We start from the raw sequence: 14,777 nt of genomic DNA, 5'->3' as shown, positions 1-14,777 counted from the left end.
AACGGTGTAAGGAGCGCCCTGCCTCCCCCACCGGAGATCCCCCACGATGGCCAAGCTTCGCGCCGTACTCATTGGCGCCACCGGACTCGCGGGTCAGCAGTTCATCGCTGCCCTGAAGGACCACCCGCTCATCGAGCTGACCGGGCTCGCCGCTTCGCCCCGCTCCGCTGGAAAAACGTACGCGGACGCCCTGCGCGCCTCCAACGGCATGCTGGCCTGGTTCGTCCCGGAGCCGCTCCCGGAGTCCATCGCCCGCATGACCGTGGTCAGCGGCGACGCCGTCCAGGCGAAGGACTACGACATCGCCTTCTCCGCCGTGGAGGCGGACGTCGCCCGTGAAATCGAGCCGCGCCTGGCCCGGGACATCCCGGTGTTCTCCGCCGCGAGCGCCTTCCGCTACGACGAGGACGTGCCCCTGCTCCTCCCCCCCGTGAACGCCGCCCACGCCCCGCTCATCAACGAGCAGCGCCGGCAGCGCGGGTGGAAGGGCTTCATCGTCCCCATCCCCAACTGCACCACCACGGGCCTCGCCGTGACGCTGGCCCCCCTGGCCGAGCGCTTCGGCGTGAAGGCCGTGCTGATGACCAGCCTCCAGGCCATGTCCGGCGCCGGACGTTCGCCCGGCGTCATCGGCCTGGACATCCTCGACAACGTCGTGCCCTACATCCCCAAGGAGGAGCACAAGGTCGAGGTGGAGACGAAGAAGATCCTCGGGGCGCTCAACCCCGCGGGCGCGGCGCTCACTCCGCACGACGTGCGCGTCTCCTGCACCTGCACCCGCGTCGCCGTCCTGGAAGGCCACACCGAGTCCGTCTTCGTGTCGCTCGGGAAGAAAACCACCGTGGCGGAGGTCGCCCAGGCGATGCGCGAGTGGCAGGGCGCTCAGGTGGCGAAGGACCTGCCGTCCGCTCCGCCCCGGTGGATTGAAGTGCTGGACGACCCGTTCCGCCCCCAGCCCCGCATGGACCGGGACACCCACGGCGGCATGGCCACCACGGTGGGCCGCATCCGCGAGGACGGTGTGCTGGAGAACGGCTTCAAGTACGTGCTCGTCTCCCACAACACGAAGATGGGAGCCGCAAAGGGCGCCATCCTTGTCGCGGAGCTGCTGCGGGCGCAGGGCTTGCTGGGCTGACCGGGGAAGCGGGCCGGGCTGGTACCTAAATTCAGGGTGCCAACACTGGCCGCAACCATCTACTGTGCGCGGCCACGGACGCGCGGAATTCCGCACAGAGGAGACATCCACATGGCCTACGTCGTCGCCGAGCCTTGCATCAAGTGCAAGTACACCGACTGTGTCGAGGTGTGCCCGGTCAACTGCTTCTACGAGGGCGCGAACTTCCTCGTGATCCACCCGGACGAGTGCATCGACTGTGGCGCTTGCGAGCCCGTCTGCCCGACCAAGGCGATCTTCCCCGAGACCGAGCTGCCCTCGGAGTGGTCGGAGTACAAGAAGCTCAACACCGACTTCGCCTCCAAGTGGCCCAACATCGCGGAGAAGAAGGCCGCCCTGCCCGAAGCCGAGGAGTACAAGGACAAGAAGGGCAAGCGCGCGGAGCTGAACCCCGCCGGCGGGAAGTAGCCGCGGGCCGAATCGCCCGAGCGCGCCCGTCGTGATGCAGGCCCTCGCGCCCCCTGGCGTGAGGGCCTTCATCGTTCCTGGAGTCTGGCGCGGAAAGGGCATCGTCGGACGTTCACTCCGCCTGGAGGACGCTGAGCCGCAGCCCCCGGGCTTCCAGCGCGTCGCGCAGCCGCGCCACGTCCTCGGTGGGAACGGGCCCATGGCGGCCCTGGATGCGCAGGGCCACCTCCCGGGGCCCCGTGCGCTCCACCTCCACGGTGGCCTCCAGCGCCCCGCGCAGGCTGAGGCCCAGCGCCGGCCGCTGTGACTTCACGAAGACCTCGATCTTCTCGATGAGCGCCAGCGCGGACTCGACCTGCGCGCTGGGAGGGCTGGCCGGTGCGGCGCTCTCCGTGGCTCCACCCGCCGCGCGAGCACCTTCGGGTGCGGAGACGCGCGACAGGCCTTCCGAGGAACGGTCGTCACGCGTGGGCGAGGGGAGGGGACACGGCGCCGGACGGGGCTCCGCGCGGAAGGAGCGCTCCACCTCGCGGGCCAGCAACTCCGTCACACGATGAGAGGCCTGCGTGCCGCCGTCCGCGAGCGCCTCCTGGCGCACCGACCCCAGCCGCTGCGCCTCCACGTGCATGCCCTGCCGGGCCTGGCGGAGCGTCTCAGTGCTTCCCAGGGCGCTGCGCGTCGTCGAGAGGAGGGTCCCCGCCGCACGGACGCCGGGAAGCGCCGGAGTGGCCCGCGTCGCTGGCCCTGGCCCCTGCCCACCGGTACGGAGCAGGCCGGGCTTCGGAAGCAGCGTCCCTGGAGCCACCGGCTCGCGGCGGGCCCCGGGACGAGGTGGGGTGTCATTCCGTCCAGAGGTCCGCTGGAGGACCTGTTTGAACGCGTCCTTCTCCGGGGGGGCCTTCTCGTTTCCGGAAGGGGCGTCCTGACCTTCGACCTTCATGGCATGCCTCGCGCGCAAGGGATGCGCGGGCATGAGCAGCGGCCGTGCCAGTCAGGCGGGGCGCGCTCCCGGGAGGAGGGCGCGGAAGGAGGCGGCACGGCAGGGGTGCCGCCCCCGGGATGGGCGTGCGGAACGTGGGACGGCGCGCTTTTAGCGCTTGCCGCCGAAGCCGCCCGGCTGCACGGGCGCGGTGCCCGTCAGGTCGTTGAACGCGAGCGGGCAGGACGCCACGGCGTTGGGATCCGCGAGCGCGGGGTTCTGGGCCCAGTCGCGGTCCTGGAAGAGGTACGCGTCGCGCACCTCCAGCTCCTTGAGCTGCTTGCGGTACTCCCAGAAGCGGCCGCGCAGGAGCACGCGCGCTCCCTTCGGCAGCTGCGTCAGCGGCGTGTACTGGTCGTCCTTCAGCCGCGCCGTGATGTTGATGGAGGGCCGCACCTTGGGCTTGCCGTAGGTGAGCCCGGACAGCAGGCCGTCATTGCCCGGATCCGGCAGGTAGAAGACGAGCCGGGCCACCAGCGCGGGAGGCTCCGGCGGAGGGCCCTTCTTGCTCTTCTTCTTGGGCTTCTCCAGCTTCGCGTCGATGAACTCCAGCCCTCCGAAGGCCACCTCCTTGTCGAGGTAGTCGTCGCGGAACTTCGCGTCCGCCACGCTGGCCGCGGTGGTGTTGGCCTTGAGGACCTCCGTGTCGTAGCGCTCCAGCATCGCGGGCAGCGTGAAGAAGAAGCTGTCCACGGGCTTCACGCCATCCGCGATGAAGCGCAGCTTGCTCAGGTCCAGCGGCGGGTAGTACGGCGCGAGCGCCACCGCCGTCTGCATCCACTCCGGCGGCAGCCGCTTGTCGATGAGCACCCGGCGCATCATCGACACCAGGAACATGTTGGCGGGGAAGCGCGGCGTGGACAGCTGCGTGCCCAGCACCTGGATCAACACGGGGTCCAGGTAGAAGTTCTCGTCGCGCTTGTGCAGGTACGGCGCGGACTCGCCCACGATGGTGAGCAGCGCGCCCACGAGCTGCGCGCAGTTCGCGTCGCTCGTGCCCTGCACCAGGGCCTGATTGACGCGGGATCGGAGGAACCGCTTGTCCATGTCCGCTTCGCGGAACACGGGCGGCTCTCCCGTTCCGAAAAAGAACTCCTTCTGGGCGAGCGCGGGCGTCGACAGCAGGCCCAGGGCCAGGGCGATGAGGGTACGGGTACGCATCGGCCTGAACCCTACCACGCCCTCCCCTGGATGATCCTCCTCCGCTCCGCCCGCCCATGCGCGGAGTGGAACCCGCCCCGAGAGCCCGACGTGAGAGGGCAATTGCAACCGGATGACCCGATGCGGCGGGGCTTTCGCGACAAGCCCTTTCACGGGCAGGCGGCAGGTGACGGGCCGACCGCGCGGGGGGCATGGCGGGCCGGCCGGCGGTGGTTTTTTCCGCCTGTTGGCGGAGCGGGCTTTTGTGTACCTTGCCCTCAGCCATGCCGACGCCTCCCGAGACCTCCCCGGCACCCGTCACCGTCGCCCACATCAAGGACGAGGCGGAGCTCATGCAGGCCCTCGCCATCCGTGAGGTGGTGTTCATCGAGGAGCAGCACGTCCCCGAGGGCATCGAGCGCGACGCCGAGGACGCCCTCGCCTACCACGTCATCGCCTACCAGGGCGGTCACGCCATCGGTACCGGCCGGCTGGTGAAGCTGCCGGAGCCGCCCGCCGGGCAGCCTGGAACGTGGGGCCAGATTGGCCGCATGGCGGTGCTCCAGGCGCACCGCAAGGCCCGAGTGGGTTCGCTGCTCCTCACGTCGCTGGAGGAGGAGGCGCGCCGCCGCAACGTGAGCGGCATCATGCTGCACGCCCAGCTCTACGCGCTCGACTTCTACAAGAAGCACGGCTACCAGCCCGTCGGCGCCGTCTTCGACGAGGCCGGCATCGACCACCTGGAGATGCACAAGCGGCTGTAGTCCCGCGCCGCGCGCTTCAGCGCCTCGGAGGGCGGGGCGCGGGCGGCTCGGCGTGGCGCGGATCCTCGGGCCACGAGTGCCGGGGGTACTTGCGGCACAGCTCCTTGCGGATCGCCGGGTAGTGACGCTCCCAGAAGCCCGCCAGGTCGGTGGTCACCTGCACGGCGCGCATGTTGGGGGCCAGCAGGTGCAGCACCAGCGGCACGCGGCCCGCGCCCACGCTGGGCCCCTGCGCCATCCCGAAGAAGTCCTGCAGCCGTGACTCCACCCAGGGTGGCTTGTTGGGCTCGTAGTGCACCTTCACGCCGCGACCGCCGGGCAGGGTGACGCGCTCGGGGGCGTGGTTCGCCAGCAGGCGCTGCTGCTCGGAGGTGAGGCGCGCGTAGAGCGCGTCCAGCAGCGACACGCCCTCCAGGTCGGAGAAGCTGCGCGCGCCCACGCACAGGGACGCCAGCGCGTCGCGCATGAAGCCCGCGTCCACGGTGGGAAAGCCCGTTTCGGGGAACGCCTTGCCCAGGAACTCCACGCGGGTGCGCCACTGCTCCAGCGCCTCGGGTTCCGCGAAGCGCTCCGGGCCCGCGGCCAGGGCCGCCTCGGCCAGCACGCGCGCGGCTTCCTCGGACGGGGGCGCGGGAGTGCGCGTCTCCTCCAGCATGAGGTTGCCGTAGGCCAGCCGGGTGAGGCGCTCCACGCGGCGCGAGTCCGCGTTCCACTGGAGGGTGTCCACCTCCTCCAGCGCGTCCGGGTAGAGGTCCAGCAGCCACTCGGCCTCCACGGTGCTGGCGAGCCGCACGACGGCGCCGCGGCCGGGGCGCTCCTCCGCGTCCACGGCGACCATCAGCTCCGCGTCCTGGACGACGCTGAACTCGGACAGGCTGGTGGTGCCGCCGCCGAACATGAGCAGCTCCGGGGAGCGGGGCCGCCGCCTGCGGGCCACGCGGTCCGGGTAGCCCGCGAGCACGCTGAGCATCAGCGCCTGCTCCACGTCCTCGGGGCGGCTGGGACGCGAACCCTGTTCGCGGACCGTGCGGCGCAGCTGCTTCTGCACGCGCTCCACGGACTGCACCGCGCCCGCATCCAGTGACAGCGACTGCATGCGGCCAGATGCGAAGCCCGAACGGCCGGCCTCGCGGAACCGCTCCAGGAGCTCCAGCAGGTCGGAAGGCCCGCTGACGAGCGCGGACGCACGGCCTCCGCCGCCCAGGTTGGCGCGGGCTTCACGGCGGATGTCGCGTTCGCCCATGAGGGCCGCGAGCACGGCGGCATCACCGCCCACGCCCCGGCGTTCGCCTTCGACGATGACGCGCGCCTGGCGCGGGTGGACGGGGAAGCGCAGGAGCCGCTGGCCCACGTCCGTGACCTGCCCCTTCGCGTCCACCGCGCCCAGGCGGCGCAGCAGCGTCTCCGCGGCCTCCAGGGCGGGGGCGGGGGGCGGCTCGAAGAACGGGAACGCCGTCAGGTCCTTCACGCCCGACGCGCGCAGCGAGAGCACCGTTTCGGCCAGGTCGGTGCGGCGGATCTCCGGGGCCTCCTGATCAGGCCGGCCATCGAAGTCGTGCTGGGTGTAGAGGCGCACGCAATGCCCGGCGCGGGTGCGGCCCGCGCGACCGGCGCGCTGGACGGCGGAGGCCCGGCTCACCTTGCCCAGCTTGAGCTGCGGCAGACCGGACCAGGGCGAGTGGGACGCCACGCGAGCAAGCCCGCTGTCGATGACGACCGCGACGCCGTCGATGGTGACGGACGTCTCCGCGACGTTGGTGGACAGGATGATCTTCCGGCGCGAGCTGCGGCGCACGGCGCGGTCCTGTTCCGCGGGAGAGAGGTCGCCATGGAGCGGGAGCACGTCGGCGTCGTGGCGCTCGGCGAACTCCGCGCAGGTGTCTCGCGCGCGGCGGATCTCCCCGGCCCCGGGAAGGAACACGAGCACGTCGCCATCGACGCCCTGGGTGAACAAGCGCTTGAGCGCGGAGAGCACCTGTTGATCCAGGTGCCGCTCATCCGGGGCGGCAAGGTATTCGACGCTGACGTCGAAGCGGCGGCCCTCGGAGCGCAAGGAAGGAGCGCCACCCAGATACGCGCGGACGGGCTCGGCCTCCAGGGTCGCGGACATCACCACGAGCTTGAGGTCCGGGCGGGCCGTCTCCTGCAGCCGCCGCAGAAGAGCGAGCGAGATGTCCGCGGACAGGTGCCGCTCGTGGAACTCATCGAGCACGACGATGCCTACGTCGCGCAGGGTGGGGTCGGTGAGCAGGCGGCGTCCGAGCACGCCTTCGGTGACGAAGGACATGCGCGTCTTGGGCCCGCGGACGTCCTCGAAGCGGACCTGGTAGCCGACGGTCTCGCCCACGCGCTCGCCAATCTCCTCGGACACGCGCTGCGCGGCGAGCCGGGTGGGCAGACGCCTGGGCTGGAGGACGACGATCTCCTTGCCCGCGCCCAGCCCAGCCTCCAGCAGCGCGCGGGGAACGCGGGTCGTCTTGCCCGCGCCAGGGGGCGCCTCCAGCACGAGCGACCGCGAGCTCCGGAGCGTGGAGACGATGTCTGGCAGGAGGGGATCGATGGGAAGGGCGACGTCCGCCATGTCCGGGTTCCTCTTCACGGCGGGGGACTCACCGCGCGTCGGGTCTCAAGGCGTGCCAGCCTCGGACGGGTCGGTCTTCTTGCGTCGCTTGGGGCGCACGGCCTCCGGAGCACCGGAATCGGGGGCATCCGTAGAAGCGTCGGTCTGGGTGGTCTCGGCAGCCGGAGCGGCGTTCTTCGGAGGCCGCCCCCGCCGAGTGGGACGCGCCGCGACGGGAGCCTCCGGAGCCACGGGTTCGGAAGCAGCGGTGACATCCTCGGATCCACTGTTCGAAGCCTCAGCCTCGGAGCCGCCAGCCTCCGCCGCGGTCTCATCGAGGGGCGCCTGGGCCTCCGACTCGTCGGGAGCCGCCTCCATCGATTCGTCCCCGGAATCCTCCTCGAAAGCCTCCTCCTGGCTGGCATCGCCCTCTTCACCAAAGAGGTCCGAAGCCCCGTCCTCGGCGGAGAGCGCGAGCGACTTGCCCGCGCGCTTCCGGGGCTTGAGGGTGAGGCCCGCGGCCTCGAAGACCCCGGGCACGGGAACGAGCGCGGCCTCGGCGAGCAGCCGTCCCTGCCGCAGCGCCACGTCCAGCCGCCGTCCCAGTGCCACCAGCGCCTCGCGCAGAGCGGCTTCCTGATCCGGGGGCAGGGGAGTCGGGGACAGGCTCGCGGTCCACGCGGCGAACGTCGCGGCGACCTGATCCACGACAGGGCGGACCATGGCGAAGTCGTCGCGGGAGAAGATGCGGGTGACGTAGGCGCTCTTGAACCGCCGCTCGTACGACGTGGCGTACTCGTTGACCAGCTCCAAGGGTGCCCGGCGCAGCTGCGGGAACTTGAGGTGGGGGAAGAGGGCCTCGATGACGGGGGCGCGGCTGCTGGCGGTGAAGGTGATGCCGGCGTGCAGCTTCTCCAGCGCATCCACCCAGCGGCCCTGCTGATCGAACGAGAACTCCTCGCGGGCCTCGTCGAGCTCCGGCAGGTCCTTCACCTGTTCCAGCAGACCGCCCGCGGGCTCACGGGCCTCGCGCAGGCGCTCCAGCGCGGAGGCCAGCCATTGCTTCTCGGCCTCCAACCCCGGCCGGCCGACGACCATCTCCTCCGCCGTGGCGAGTCGGGCCTCGAAGGCCTCGGCGAAGCGGATCAGCTCATAGGATTCGAGCGTGGACGACATGCGTGGACGACTCCTCGGAGGGGCGGCGGAGATACCACACCTTCACCGTCCGACGAGCAGGGCCTCCATGGCGCCGGGGGCGGAGAAGTCCGCGAAGGCCCACTCGGCGCCGGCGTCGCGCAGCGCCTGGGGCGTGAAGTTGCCCGTGCCCACGCCAATCGTCTCCGCCCCAATGCCCTTGGCGGCCGCGACGTCCTTCGGCGTGTCGCCAATGATCACCACCCGGCACTCCTCCAGCGGCTGACCCAGCTGCGCCGCCCCGGCCTGGGCGCCGTGACGGATGAGCGCCACGCGGTCCTCGAAGTCGCAGCCAAAACCGCCGAAGGCGAACTGGTCGTGGATGCTCACGCGGTCCAGCTTCACCTTGGCGCCCGCGCGCACGTTGCCGGTGCCCAGGCCCACCGCGTATCCCGACCGCGAGCGAGCCTCCATCACGGCCTCGCGCATGCCCGGATGCAGCCGGTACTCACGTGCATCGACCTTGGGAACCTCCAGTCCCAGGTGGGCGACGTACGCGTCGATGACCGCGCTGATGGTGTCCTCGGTGTCGGACTGGCCGATGACGCCCAGGCCCTTGCGGACGATGGCCCGGTCCGTCATGCCGGACATGCTGAAGCCGTCGCACGCGTCGCGCCGCCGGTGGAGCTGCTCGAAGGCCAGGCCCATGGCGCGGCGGCCTGCACCGCCGGTGGTGACGAGGGTGCCATCGATATCGAAGAGAAGGACGGTGGGGCGCATGGCCTCCCATCTAACGGAAGGCCCCGCCCGACGCGAGCCCCGAGCAGCCCACCAGGGCGGCCGCCACCGCCATGCCCGGCGCCCGCTCAGGGCTCCGCGAGCGTGAGGCCCTGCTGGAGCGCTTCACGCACCTGGGGAACGTCCTCCAGGGGGAGCCGCTCCTCCAGCACCTCGCGCACCCGCTGACCGCCCAGCCGGCCAAGCGCCTGCGCGACGGCCTCACGCAGCCGCAGGTCGCGGTCCTCCAACCGGGCCTGCAGCGTCTTCACGGCCTCGAACCCCAGTCGCTGGCCCAGCGCGGCCGCGGCTTGCGAGCGGACATCCGAAGGCCGCTGCGGATCCTCCAGCATCGCCTGGAGTGTCTGTCCCGCCTCGGGCGACTCCACGCGAGCCAGCGCCGTCACGGCCCGCATCCGCTGCGCATCCGGAACGCTCGTGTCCTCCGCCAGCGCCGCGAGCACGGGCACGACCTCCGGCCCGAACCTGCGCCACGCTGCCTCGGGCGCCGCGGAAGGTTGTGAGAGCAATCCCAGGGCCTCCATGCGCAGCGGTCCGGGAACAGGGGGGGGAGGCACGGGCACGGAAGCCGCGGTCGGGGCCTTCGCGCTGGCGGGAGCCGCTTCGGACACGGGCCCCACGCCCGCGAGCACGGCGAGACCGGCCAGCGCCACCCATCGCGAGGAGGCGTAACGAGACGGGACCGGCGAGGGACGAACACCGCGGGGGCGGGACGGCTGGCTCGGCATGCGGGGCTCCCGGTGGGGAAGGGGAGCCCTGTTATACGACGGCTGCCGGTCCGGACTCGATAACGCTAAGGTCGGTCCACCATGGCCGGACGCGTCTTCTTCTTCCTCCAGCACGCCACGTACGAGCCCGCCTATCAGGCGGCCTCCATGGGCATCACCGCCGCCGCGATGGGCGACGACGTCTACTTCGTCTTCGCCTTCGAGGCCCTGCGCCAGCTGGTCCGCGGCGGCTTCGGCCTGGCGCACAGCGAGCGGGAGCGCACCGAGGCGGCCCGGGCCGAAGGGCTCAATGTCCCCACACCGGCCCGCATGCTGGAGGAAGCCCGAGCCCTGGGCGCGAAGCTCGTGGCCTGCGACACCACGGTGCGCATCTGTGGCCTCTCACCCCAGGAACTGCACGGCACGCTAGACGACGTCATGGGCCTGGCCTCCATCTGGAGGCTGACCGACGGCGCGCGCGTCCTCACGCTCTGAGCGGACACCCGAGCCGATCCCCTCCCTCCGGAAGGAGGCGGATGTCCGACAGGGGAACCGGACTCGCCCTCGCGGATCGCCTGACGTTGCAACTTGGCAGCATTACCTGAATGGAACCTGCCTGCCGCGCGTCGCTGTAGCCTCGGTGGGCGTCCACGCGTTACGCTGGGGGCATTCGCAGTTCGTTGTTCCCCCCGGAAGGAATCCTCAAAGCCTATGCGCGCCAAGTCGACCCCCCTGAGCGCACTGCTGGCCGGCACGCTCGGTGTTGCCGTGATGGCCGGCTGTCAGACCTATGACTTCGAGCCGGTGGATCCGCTCGCGATCGCCCAGACGACCGTGGAGTCGGTGATCACCGCCCGCAGGAGCAAGCCGGACGTGATGCTCCTCGTGGACATCTCCGGCTCCATGACAAAGCCGGTCAACAAGGACCTGGTCGTCAACGGCACGCGCGTGTGTGACTTCCAAGCCGAAGACGGCAAGTTCTACATGTGTGAGGACGACAATCCCTGCGACACCTCGAAGTGCCCCACGCGCTGGTCTGAGCTCCAGGGCGCCATGGGCCCGTTCCTCGCGGAGAGCGGCAAGCTGGTCCGTTTCGGCCTGACGACCTACCCGGAGCCTCCTCCCGTCAAGCCACCGCCGCAGACGACGACCGTGCCCGAACTGTGCGCACCTGCCACCGCCGCCGCTGGCAGTCTGAGCATCCGCGCCAGTGTTCCGTTCGAGCTGGATTCAGACACGGAGCTCCAGGACTATGCGAGCCTGGTTAACGACAAGCTTCAGGGTATCCCCAATGGTGGCGCTGGCCGGCCCCGGGGCGGTACGCCGACGAGCGCGAGCCTGGAGTTCGTAGGCACGCAGCTGCGGGCCAACTCCGAAGATCGCGATCAGATCATCATCCTGCTGACCGACGGTCTTCCCAACTGCAACGACAAGAACGAATACGATGGCAGCAGCGCTGAGTGCCGCTGCACGCTCGATGTTCTGTCGCAGTGCACGACGAAGGGGAGCCCGTATTACCAGCGGGGTTGCCTTGACAAGAACGCCTCCGTGTCGGCGGTGTCGGCGCTCAAGGCGAACATGATCTCCACCATCGTCATCGGCTTCGGCGCTGAGACGTCGGCGGGTGATGGCCCCAGCGTCCTCAACGAGATGGCGCGCGCGGGTGGCTACGCACGTGACTGCAAGGCCAGCGTCGATTGCGGAGCGGGGGACACCTGCGACGTCGCTACCGGCTTGTGCGGCCGCTCCTTCTACCAGGCGGGCAATCGCGAGGAGCTGGCGGCCGCGCTGAAGTCGATCAGCGAGGAGATCCAGCCGGGCGAGCCGTGCTTCACCAAGCTTGAGCCGAGCCAGCTGCCCTCCGATGAAAAGCTCATCGTCGTCTACATCGACGGCGAGCGCACGCTCGCGGGCCCCGACACCTGGTCGCTGGACCTGTCGGTTCCCGAGAAGCCGGGCGTGCGGTTCACGGGCAGCGCCTGCGCGAAGCTGGAGTCGTCGCGTCCGGAGGACCCCGTCAGCGTCGAAGTCCGCGCCATCCGCCAGCTCTAGGCGGCAGGCAGGCGGAGGCGGCTTTACGCGGGCGGAGGCGAGGATTATAGGGTCCTCGCCGGGCCGGTCGCCTCCGCCATGAAAATCACTGTCCTCTCGCGCTCCGCTTCCATCTCGTCCACGCGGCGAATTGTCGAAGCAGGCCGCGCGAGAGGACACCGGGTCCGCGTGCTCAACCCGCTCCGGGTGCAGATGCATCTGGACGGGGGCAGCCAGGCGACCCTGTTCTACGACCGCAAGAAGCTCACGCCCACCGACGTCGTCATCCCGCGTATCGCCCTGTCCATCAGCACCTACGGGCTCGCGGTGGTGAACCAGTTCGGTCTGGCGCGCGTGCCCTTGGTGAACCACGCCCAGGCCATCGCGCAGTCGCGCAACAAGATGCGCGCGCTCCAGCTCCTGTCCGCCCACGGGATCGACATCCCCGCCACGGTGATGGCCCGGGACGCGGCCCACCTGAAGGAGATGGTCGGCCTGGTGGGCGGGGTGCCCGTGCTGGTGAAGCTCCTCCAGGGCCAGGAGAAGCACGGCGTGATGGTCTGCGAAAGCCTCCAGTCGCTGGAGGCCGCGCTCGAGGCGGTGCTCGGTCTGGGGCACAACCTCGTCATGCAGGAGTACGTGCGGAGCACCGGCCAGGACGTGCGCGTGCTCGTGGTGGGCGGTGAGGCCATCGCCGGAGTGCTGCGCAAGCCGCGCCCCGGGCGCCTCTCGCACACGCTGAACCGGGGCGCCCGCCTGGAAGCCCTGCCACTGTCCCCCAGCCATCGCGCCATGGCGGAGAAGGTCGCCCGGCTGGTGGGCCTGGAGGTGGCCGCGGTGGACATCCTGGACGTCCAGGGACACCCCAAGGTCTTCGAAGTGAACAGCTCGCCCGCGCTCCTGGAGATGGAGGCCGCGACGGGCCTGGACCTGGCCACGCCCATCATCCAGCGGGCGGAGGCCCTCGTCGCCGGCGCTGTCCCCGTCTGGACCGCCGCGCTGGAGACGCCCCAGGCCCTGCCCCCGCCGTCGCCGGGGCGCAAGGGCGCCGTGAAGGTGAACGCGCCGCGGAGTTAGAAGAGAAAGCGCTCCCCGCGCGTCCGAAGCCCCGGTATACGAACGCCGCCTTCCTGGAGACACCCATGCCCAGCACCCGCCGCCTCCCGACCCTGGCCCCCCTGCTGCTGACGCTCGTCGGCGCGCCGGTGCTGGCCCAGGACGTGGACCCCGCCACCCTCTACGAAGTCACCACCGAGGGGACGTCGACGCAGGTGAAGGCCGGAGGGCAGGGCTCGTTCGTGCTCGCCATCAAGTCGAAGCCCGGCGCCCACGTCTCCGACGAGGCCCCGCTGAAGCTGGAACTGACGGGCAAGCAGCTGACGCCCGCCCAGAAGACGCTGACCCGTGAACAGTCGGTGGCGAAGAAGGCGGACGGCCAGCAGTTCGTGGATCCCCGCTTCGAGGTCCCCTTCACCGCGGTGTCCGCCGGCAAGGGCACGCTGGACGCGACGCTGACCTTCTTCATCTGCACGGAGAAGATCTGCGCCCGTCAGAAGAAGACCTTCTCGCTGCCCGTGGAGGTCCAGTAGCCCCCATGCGCGAGCGCTCCCCCAAGCCTTCCAGTGGTGAACGCGGCGGCCACGAAGCCCCGCGCTACGTCCATGGCGTCAACCCCGTGCTGGAGGCCCTGCGCGCCCATCCCGACGCGGTGGAGCGCCTCTTCATCGTCGACGGGCAGGTTGGCGCCAAGGCCGCGGGCGAACTGCTCAGCCGCGCGCGTGACGCGGGCGTCCGGGTGGAGAAGGTCGGCCGGGAACGGTTGACCTCCATGGCCGAGGGCGGCGTGCACCAGGGCGTCGTCGCCGAGCTGCGCGGCTTCCAGTACGTCGAACTGGAGGACGTGCTGGAAGTGGCGAAGGCCAAGAAGCAGCCCGCGCTCGTCGTCGTGCTCGACGGCATCCAGGATCCGCACAACCTGGGCGCCATCATCCGCTCGGCCCATGCGCTCGGGGCCCATGGCGTCGTCCTGGCGAAGGACCGCGCCGTACAGGTGACCGGCACGGTGGCCAAGGCCTCCGCGGGCGCCGTCGAGTACTGCCCCATCGCGCGCGTCACCAACATCTCCCGCGCCCTGGAGCAGTTGAAGGAAGCGGGCCTCTGGGTCGCGGCCGCGGACGTGGAAGGCGCCGAGCCTCTGTGGAGCGCCCGTCTGGACGGGCCCCTGGCGCTGGTGGTGGGGGCCGAGGGGGCGGGCGTGAGGGAAGGCGTCCTCAAGCACTGCGACTTCCGCCTCCGGATTCCCATGGGCGGTCAGGTCGGTTCATTGAATGCGTCGGTTTCCGCCGCGATTCTGCTATACGAGGTCGCCCGCCAGCGGGGGCGGCCTTCCCGCTGACGACCCCGGATCAATCTCCTTGACTTGGAGAGTGGGGGCTTTTAAAAGGTCGCGCCGCTCAAGCCGCTGTGAGGGGTTGACGGTCCGCTCGGGATGAGGTAGGGCGGGGCAGTTGCTGGTTGGATGCCGGTGTAGCTCAGTCGGTAGAGCAACTGATTTGTAATCAGTAGGTCGCGGGTTCAAATCCCGCCGCCGGCCAGGTAGGACGGGCCGCGGATAAGGGCCCGGGACGCAACAGGATGGTGTAGAGAGCAGCACGAAGCACGACAAGCGAATATCTGGAGAGATGCCCGAGCGGCCAAAGGGAGCAGACTGTAAATCTGCCGGCTCAACGCCTACGGTGGTTCGAATCCACCTCTCTCCACTCGGCAATGCGGGAATAGCTCAGTTGGTAGAGCGTCAGCCTTCCAAGCTGAATGTCGTGGGTTCGAATCCCATTTCCCGCTCCAACCGTTGTAGTGAATCGCCAAGCCCTGATAGCTCAGTTGGCAGAGCGCATCCTTGGTAAGGATGAGGTCACCAGTTCAATCCTGGTTCAGGGCTCCATTTTTCGAGGAGTGTCATGTCCAAGGAAAAGTTCGATCGCAGCCTGCCCCACGTGAACATCGGAACGATTGGGCACGTGGACCACGGCAAGACGTCGCTGACGGCGGCCATCACGAAGGTGCTGGCCAAGACGGGCGGCGC

At 70.1% G+C, this 14,777-nt stretch carries 15 protein-coding genes and 4 tRNA genes; 13 read left to right on the top strand and 6 right to left on the bottom strand.

Annotated features, from left to right (window positions below):
• Positions 1-46 precede the first annotated feature (46 nt).
• Both asd and fdxA read left to right on the top strand, forming a co-directional pair.
• On the top strand, positions 47-1,135 hold the full coding sequence (gene asd / locus D7Y15_RS25360; protein ID WP_121754188.1) for an aspartate-semialdehyde dehydrogenase: 1,089 nt from the start codon (positions 47-49) through the stop codon (positions 1,133-1,135).
• Positions 1,136-1,246: 111 nt separating this feature from the next.
• Entirely contained in the window at positions 1,247-1,582 is a 336-nt protein-coding gene (fdxA, locus tag D7Y15_RS25355; RefSeq protein WP_120566041.1) for a ferredoxin FdxA, read from the top strand.
• A gap of 112 nt (positions 1,583-1,694) precedes the next feature.
• Here fdxA and D7Y15_RS25350 read toward each other — a convergent pair whose 3' ends face one another.
• Positions 1,695-2,522 (bottom strand): hypothetical protein, encoded by an 828-nt coding sequence (locus D7Y15_RS25350; protein WP_121754187.1) that lies wholly within the window; start codon positions 2,520-2,522, stop codon positions 1,695-1,697.
• A gap of 150 nt (positions 2,523-2,672) precedes the next feature.
• Positions 2,673-3,722 (bottom strand): hypothetical protein, encoded by a 1,050-nt coding sequence (locus tag D7Y15_RS25345; protein WP_121754186.1) that lies wholly within the window; start codon positions 3,720-3,722, stop codon positions 2,673-2,675.
• 263 nt (positions 3,723-3,985) lie between these two features.
• Between D7Y15_RS25345 and D7Y15_RS25340 the strand changes: the two genes are divergently transcribed.
• A complete protein-coding gene (locus tag D7Y15_RS25340; RefSeq protein WP_120577409.1) occupies positions 3,986-4,465 on the top strand; it encodes a GNAT family N-acetyltransferase in 480 nt (159 codons plus the stop codon).
• A 16-nt stretch (positions 4,466-4,481) separates the two neighbouring features.
• On the opposite strand, the gene hrpB is transcribed toward D7Y15_RS25340, so the two are convergent.
• The 4 genes from hrpB to D7Y15_RS25320 all read right to left on the bottom strand — a co-directional run bounded on the left by hrpB (position 4,482) and on the right by D7Y15_RS25320 (position 9,610).
• Positions 4,482-7,046 carry an ATP-dependent helicase HrpB gene (hrpB, locus tag D7Y15_RS25335; RefSeq protein ID WP_121754185.1) on the bottom strand — a complete coding sequence of 855 codons (2,565 nt, stop codon included), beginning with the start codon at positions 7,044-7,046 and terminating at the stop codon, positions 4,482-4,484.
• Positions 7,047-7,091: 45 nt separating this feature from the next.
• On the bottom strand, positions 7,092-8,201 hold the full coding sequence (locus D7Y15_RS25330) for a hypothetical protein (RefSeq protein WP_121754184.1): 1,110 nt from the start codon (positions 8,199-8,201) through the stop codon (positions 7,092-7,094).
• 42 nt (positions 8,202-8,243) lie between these two features.
• Positions 8,244-8,939 carry an HAD family hydrolase gene (locus D7Y15_RS25325; protein WP_121754183.1) on the bottom strand — a complete coding sequence of 232 codons (696 nt, stop codon included), beginning with the start codon at positions 8,937-8,939 and terminating at the stop codon, positions 8,244-8,246.
• 86 nt (positions 8,940-9,025) lie between these two features.
• The gene (locus D7Y15_RS25320) at positions 9,026-9,610 is read right to left on the bottom strand and encodes a HEAT repeat domain-containing protein (RefSeq protein ID WP_233605084.1); all 585 of its coding nucleotides are present in this window, start codon (positions 9,608-9,610) and stop codon (positions 9,026-9,028) included.
• A 156-nt stretch (positions 9,611-9,766) separates the two neighbouring features.
• Between D7Y15_RS25320 and D7Y15_RS25315 the strand changes: the two genes are divergently transcribed.
• From D7Y15_RS25315 to D7Y15_RS25270, 10 genes are all read left to right on the top strand, one after another.
• Positions 9,767-10,159, top strand: coding sequence for a DsrE family protein (locus D7Y15_RS25315; RefSeq protein WP_120566049.1), 393 nt, complete (start codon positions 9,767-9,769; stop codon positions 10,157-10,159).
• 216 nt (positions 10,160-10,375) lie between these two features.
• Positions 10,376-11,716, top strand: coding sequence for an adventurous gliding motility lipoprotein CglB (gene cglB / locus D7Y15_RS25310; protein WP_120577413.1), 1,341 nt, complete (start codon positions 10,376-10,378; stop codon positions 11,714-11,716).
• Positions 11,717-11,794: 78 nt separating this feature from the next.
• Positions 11,795-12,772, top strand: coding sequence for a RimK family alpha-L-glutamate ligase (locus D7Y15_RS25305; RefSeq protein ID WP_120577414.1), 978 nt, complete (start codon positions 11,795-11,797; stop codon positions 12,770-12,772).
• Positions 12,773-12,837: 65 nt separating this feature from the next.
• Positions 12,838-13,284 carry a hypothetical protein gene (locus D7Y15_RS25300; protein ID WP_199745985.1) on the top strand — a complete coding sequence of 149 codons (447 nt, stop codon included), beginning with the start codon at positions 12,838-12,840 and terminating at the stop codon, positions 13,282-13,284.
• 5 nt (positions 13,285-13,289) lie between these two features.
• A complete protein-coding gene (gene rlmB / locus D7Y15_RS25295) occupies positions 13,290-14,090 on the top strand; it encodes a 23S rRNA (guanosine(2251)-2'-O)-methyltransferase RlmB (RefSeq protein ID WP_121754180.1) in 801 nt (266 codons plus the stop codon).
• Positions 14,091-14,215: 125 nt separating this feature from the next.
• Positions 14,216-14,288: transfer RNA gene (locus D7Y15_RS25290), tRNA-Thr, on the top strand.
• A gap of 82 nt (positions 14,289-14,370) precedes the next feature.
• Positions 14,371-14,454 (top strand) — tRNA-Tyr (locus D7Y15_RS25285).
• Positions 14,455-14,463: 9 nt separating this feature from the next.
• Positions 14,464-14,539: transfer RNA gene (locus D7Y15_RS25280), tRNA-Gly, on the top strand.
• A gap of 21 nt (positions 14,540-14,560) precedes the next feature.
• Positions 14,561-14,636: transfer RNA gene (locus D7Y15_RS25275), tRNA-Thr, on the top strand.
• Positions 14,637-14,652: 16 nt separating this feature from the next.
• Positions 14,653-14,777: GTP-binding protein (locus tag D7Y15_RS25270; protein ID WP_233588040.1), on the top strand; the 125-nt coding region annotated here is incomplete at its 3' end.

Source organism: Corallococcus sp. AB030 (assembly GCF_003668965.1).
Taxonomy (GTDB): domain Bacteria; phylum Myxococcota; class Myxococcia; order Myxococcales; family Myxococcaceae; genus Corallococcus; species Corallococcus exiguus.
This window is presented reverse-complemented; position numbering and strand designations above follow the sequence as displayed.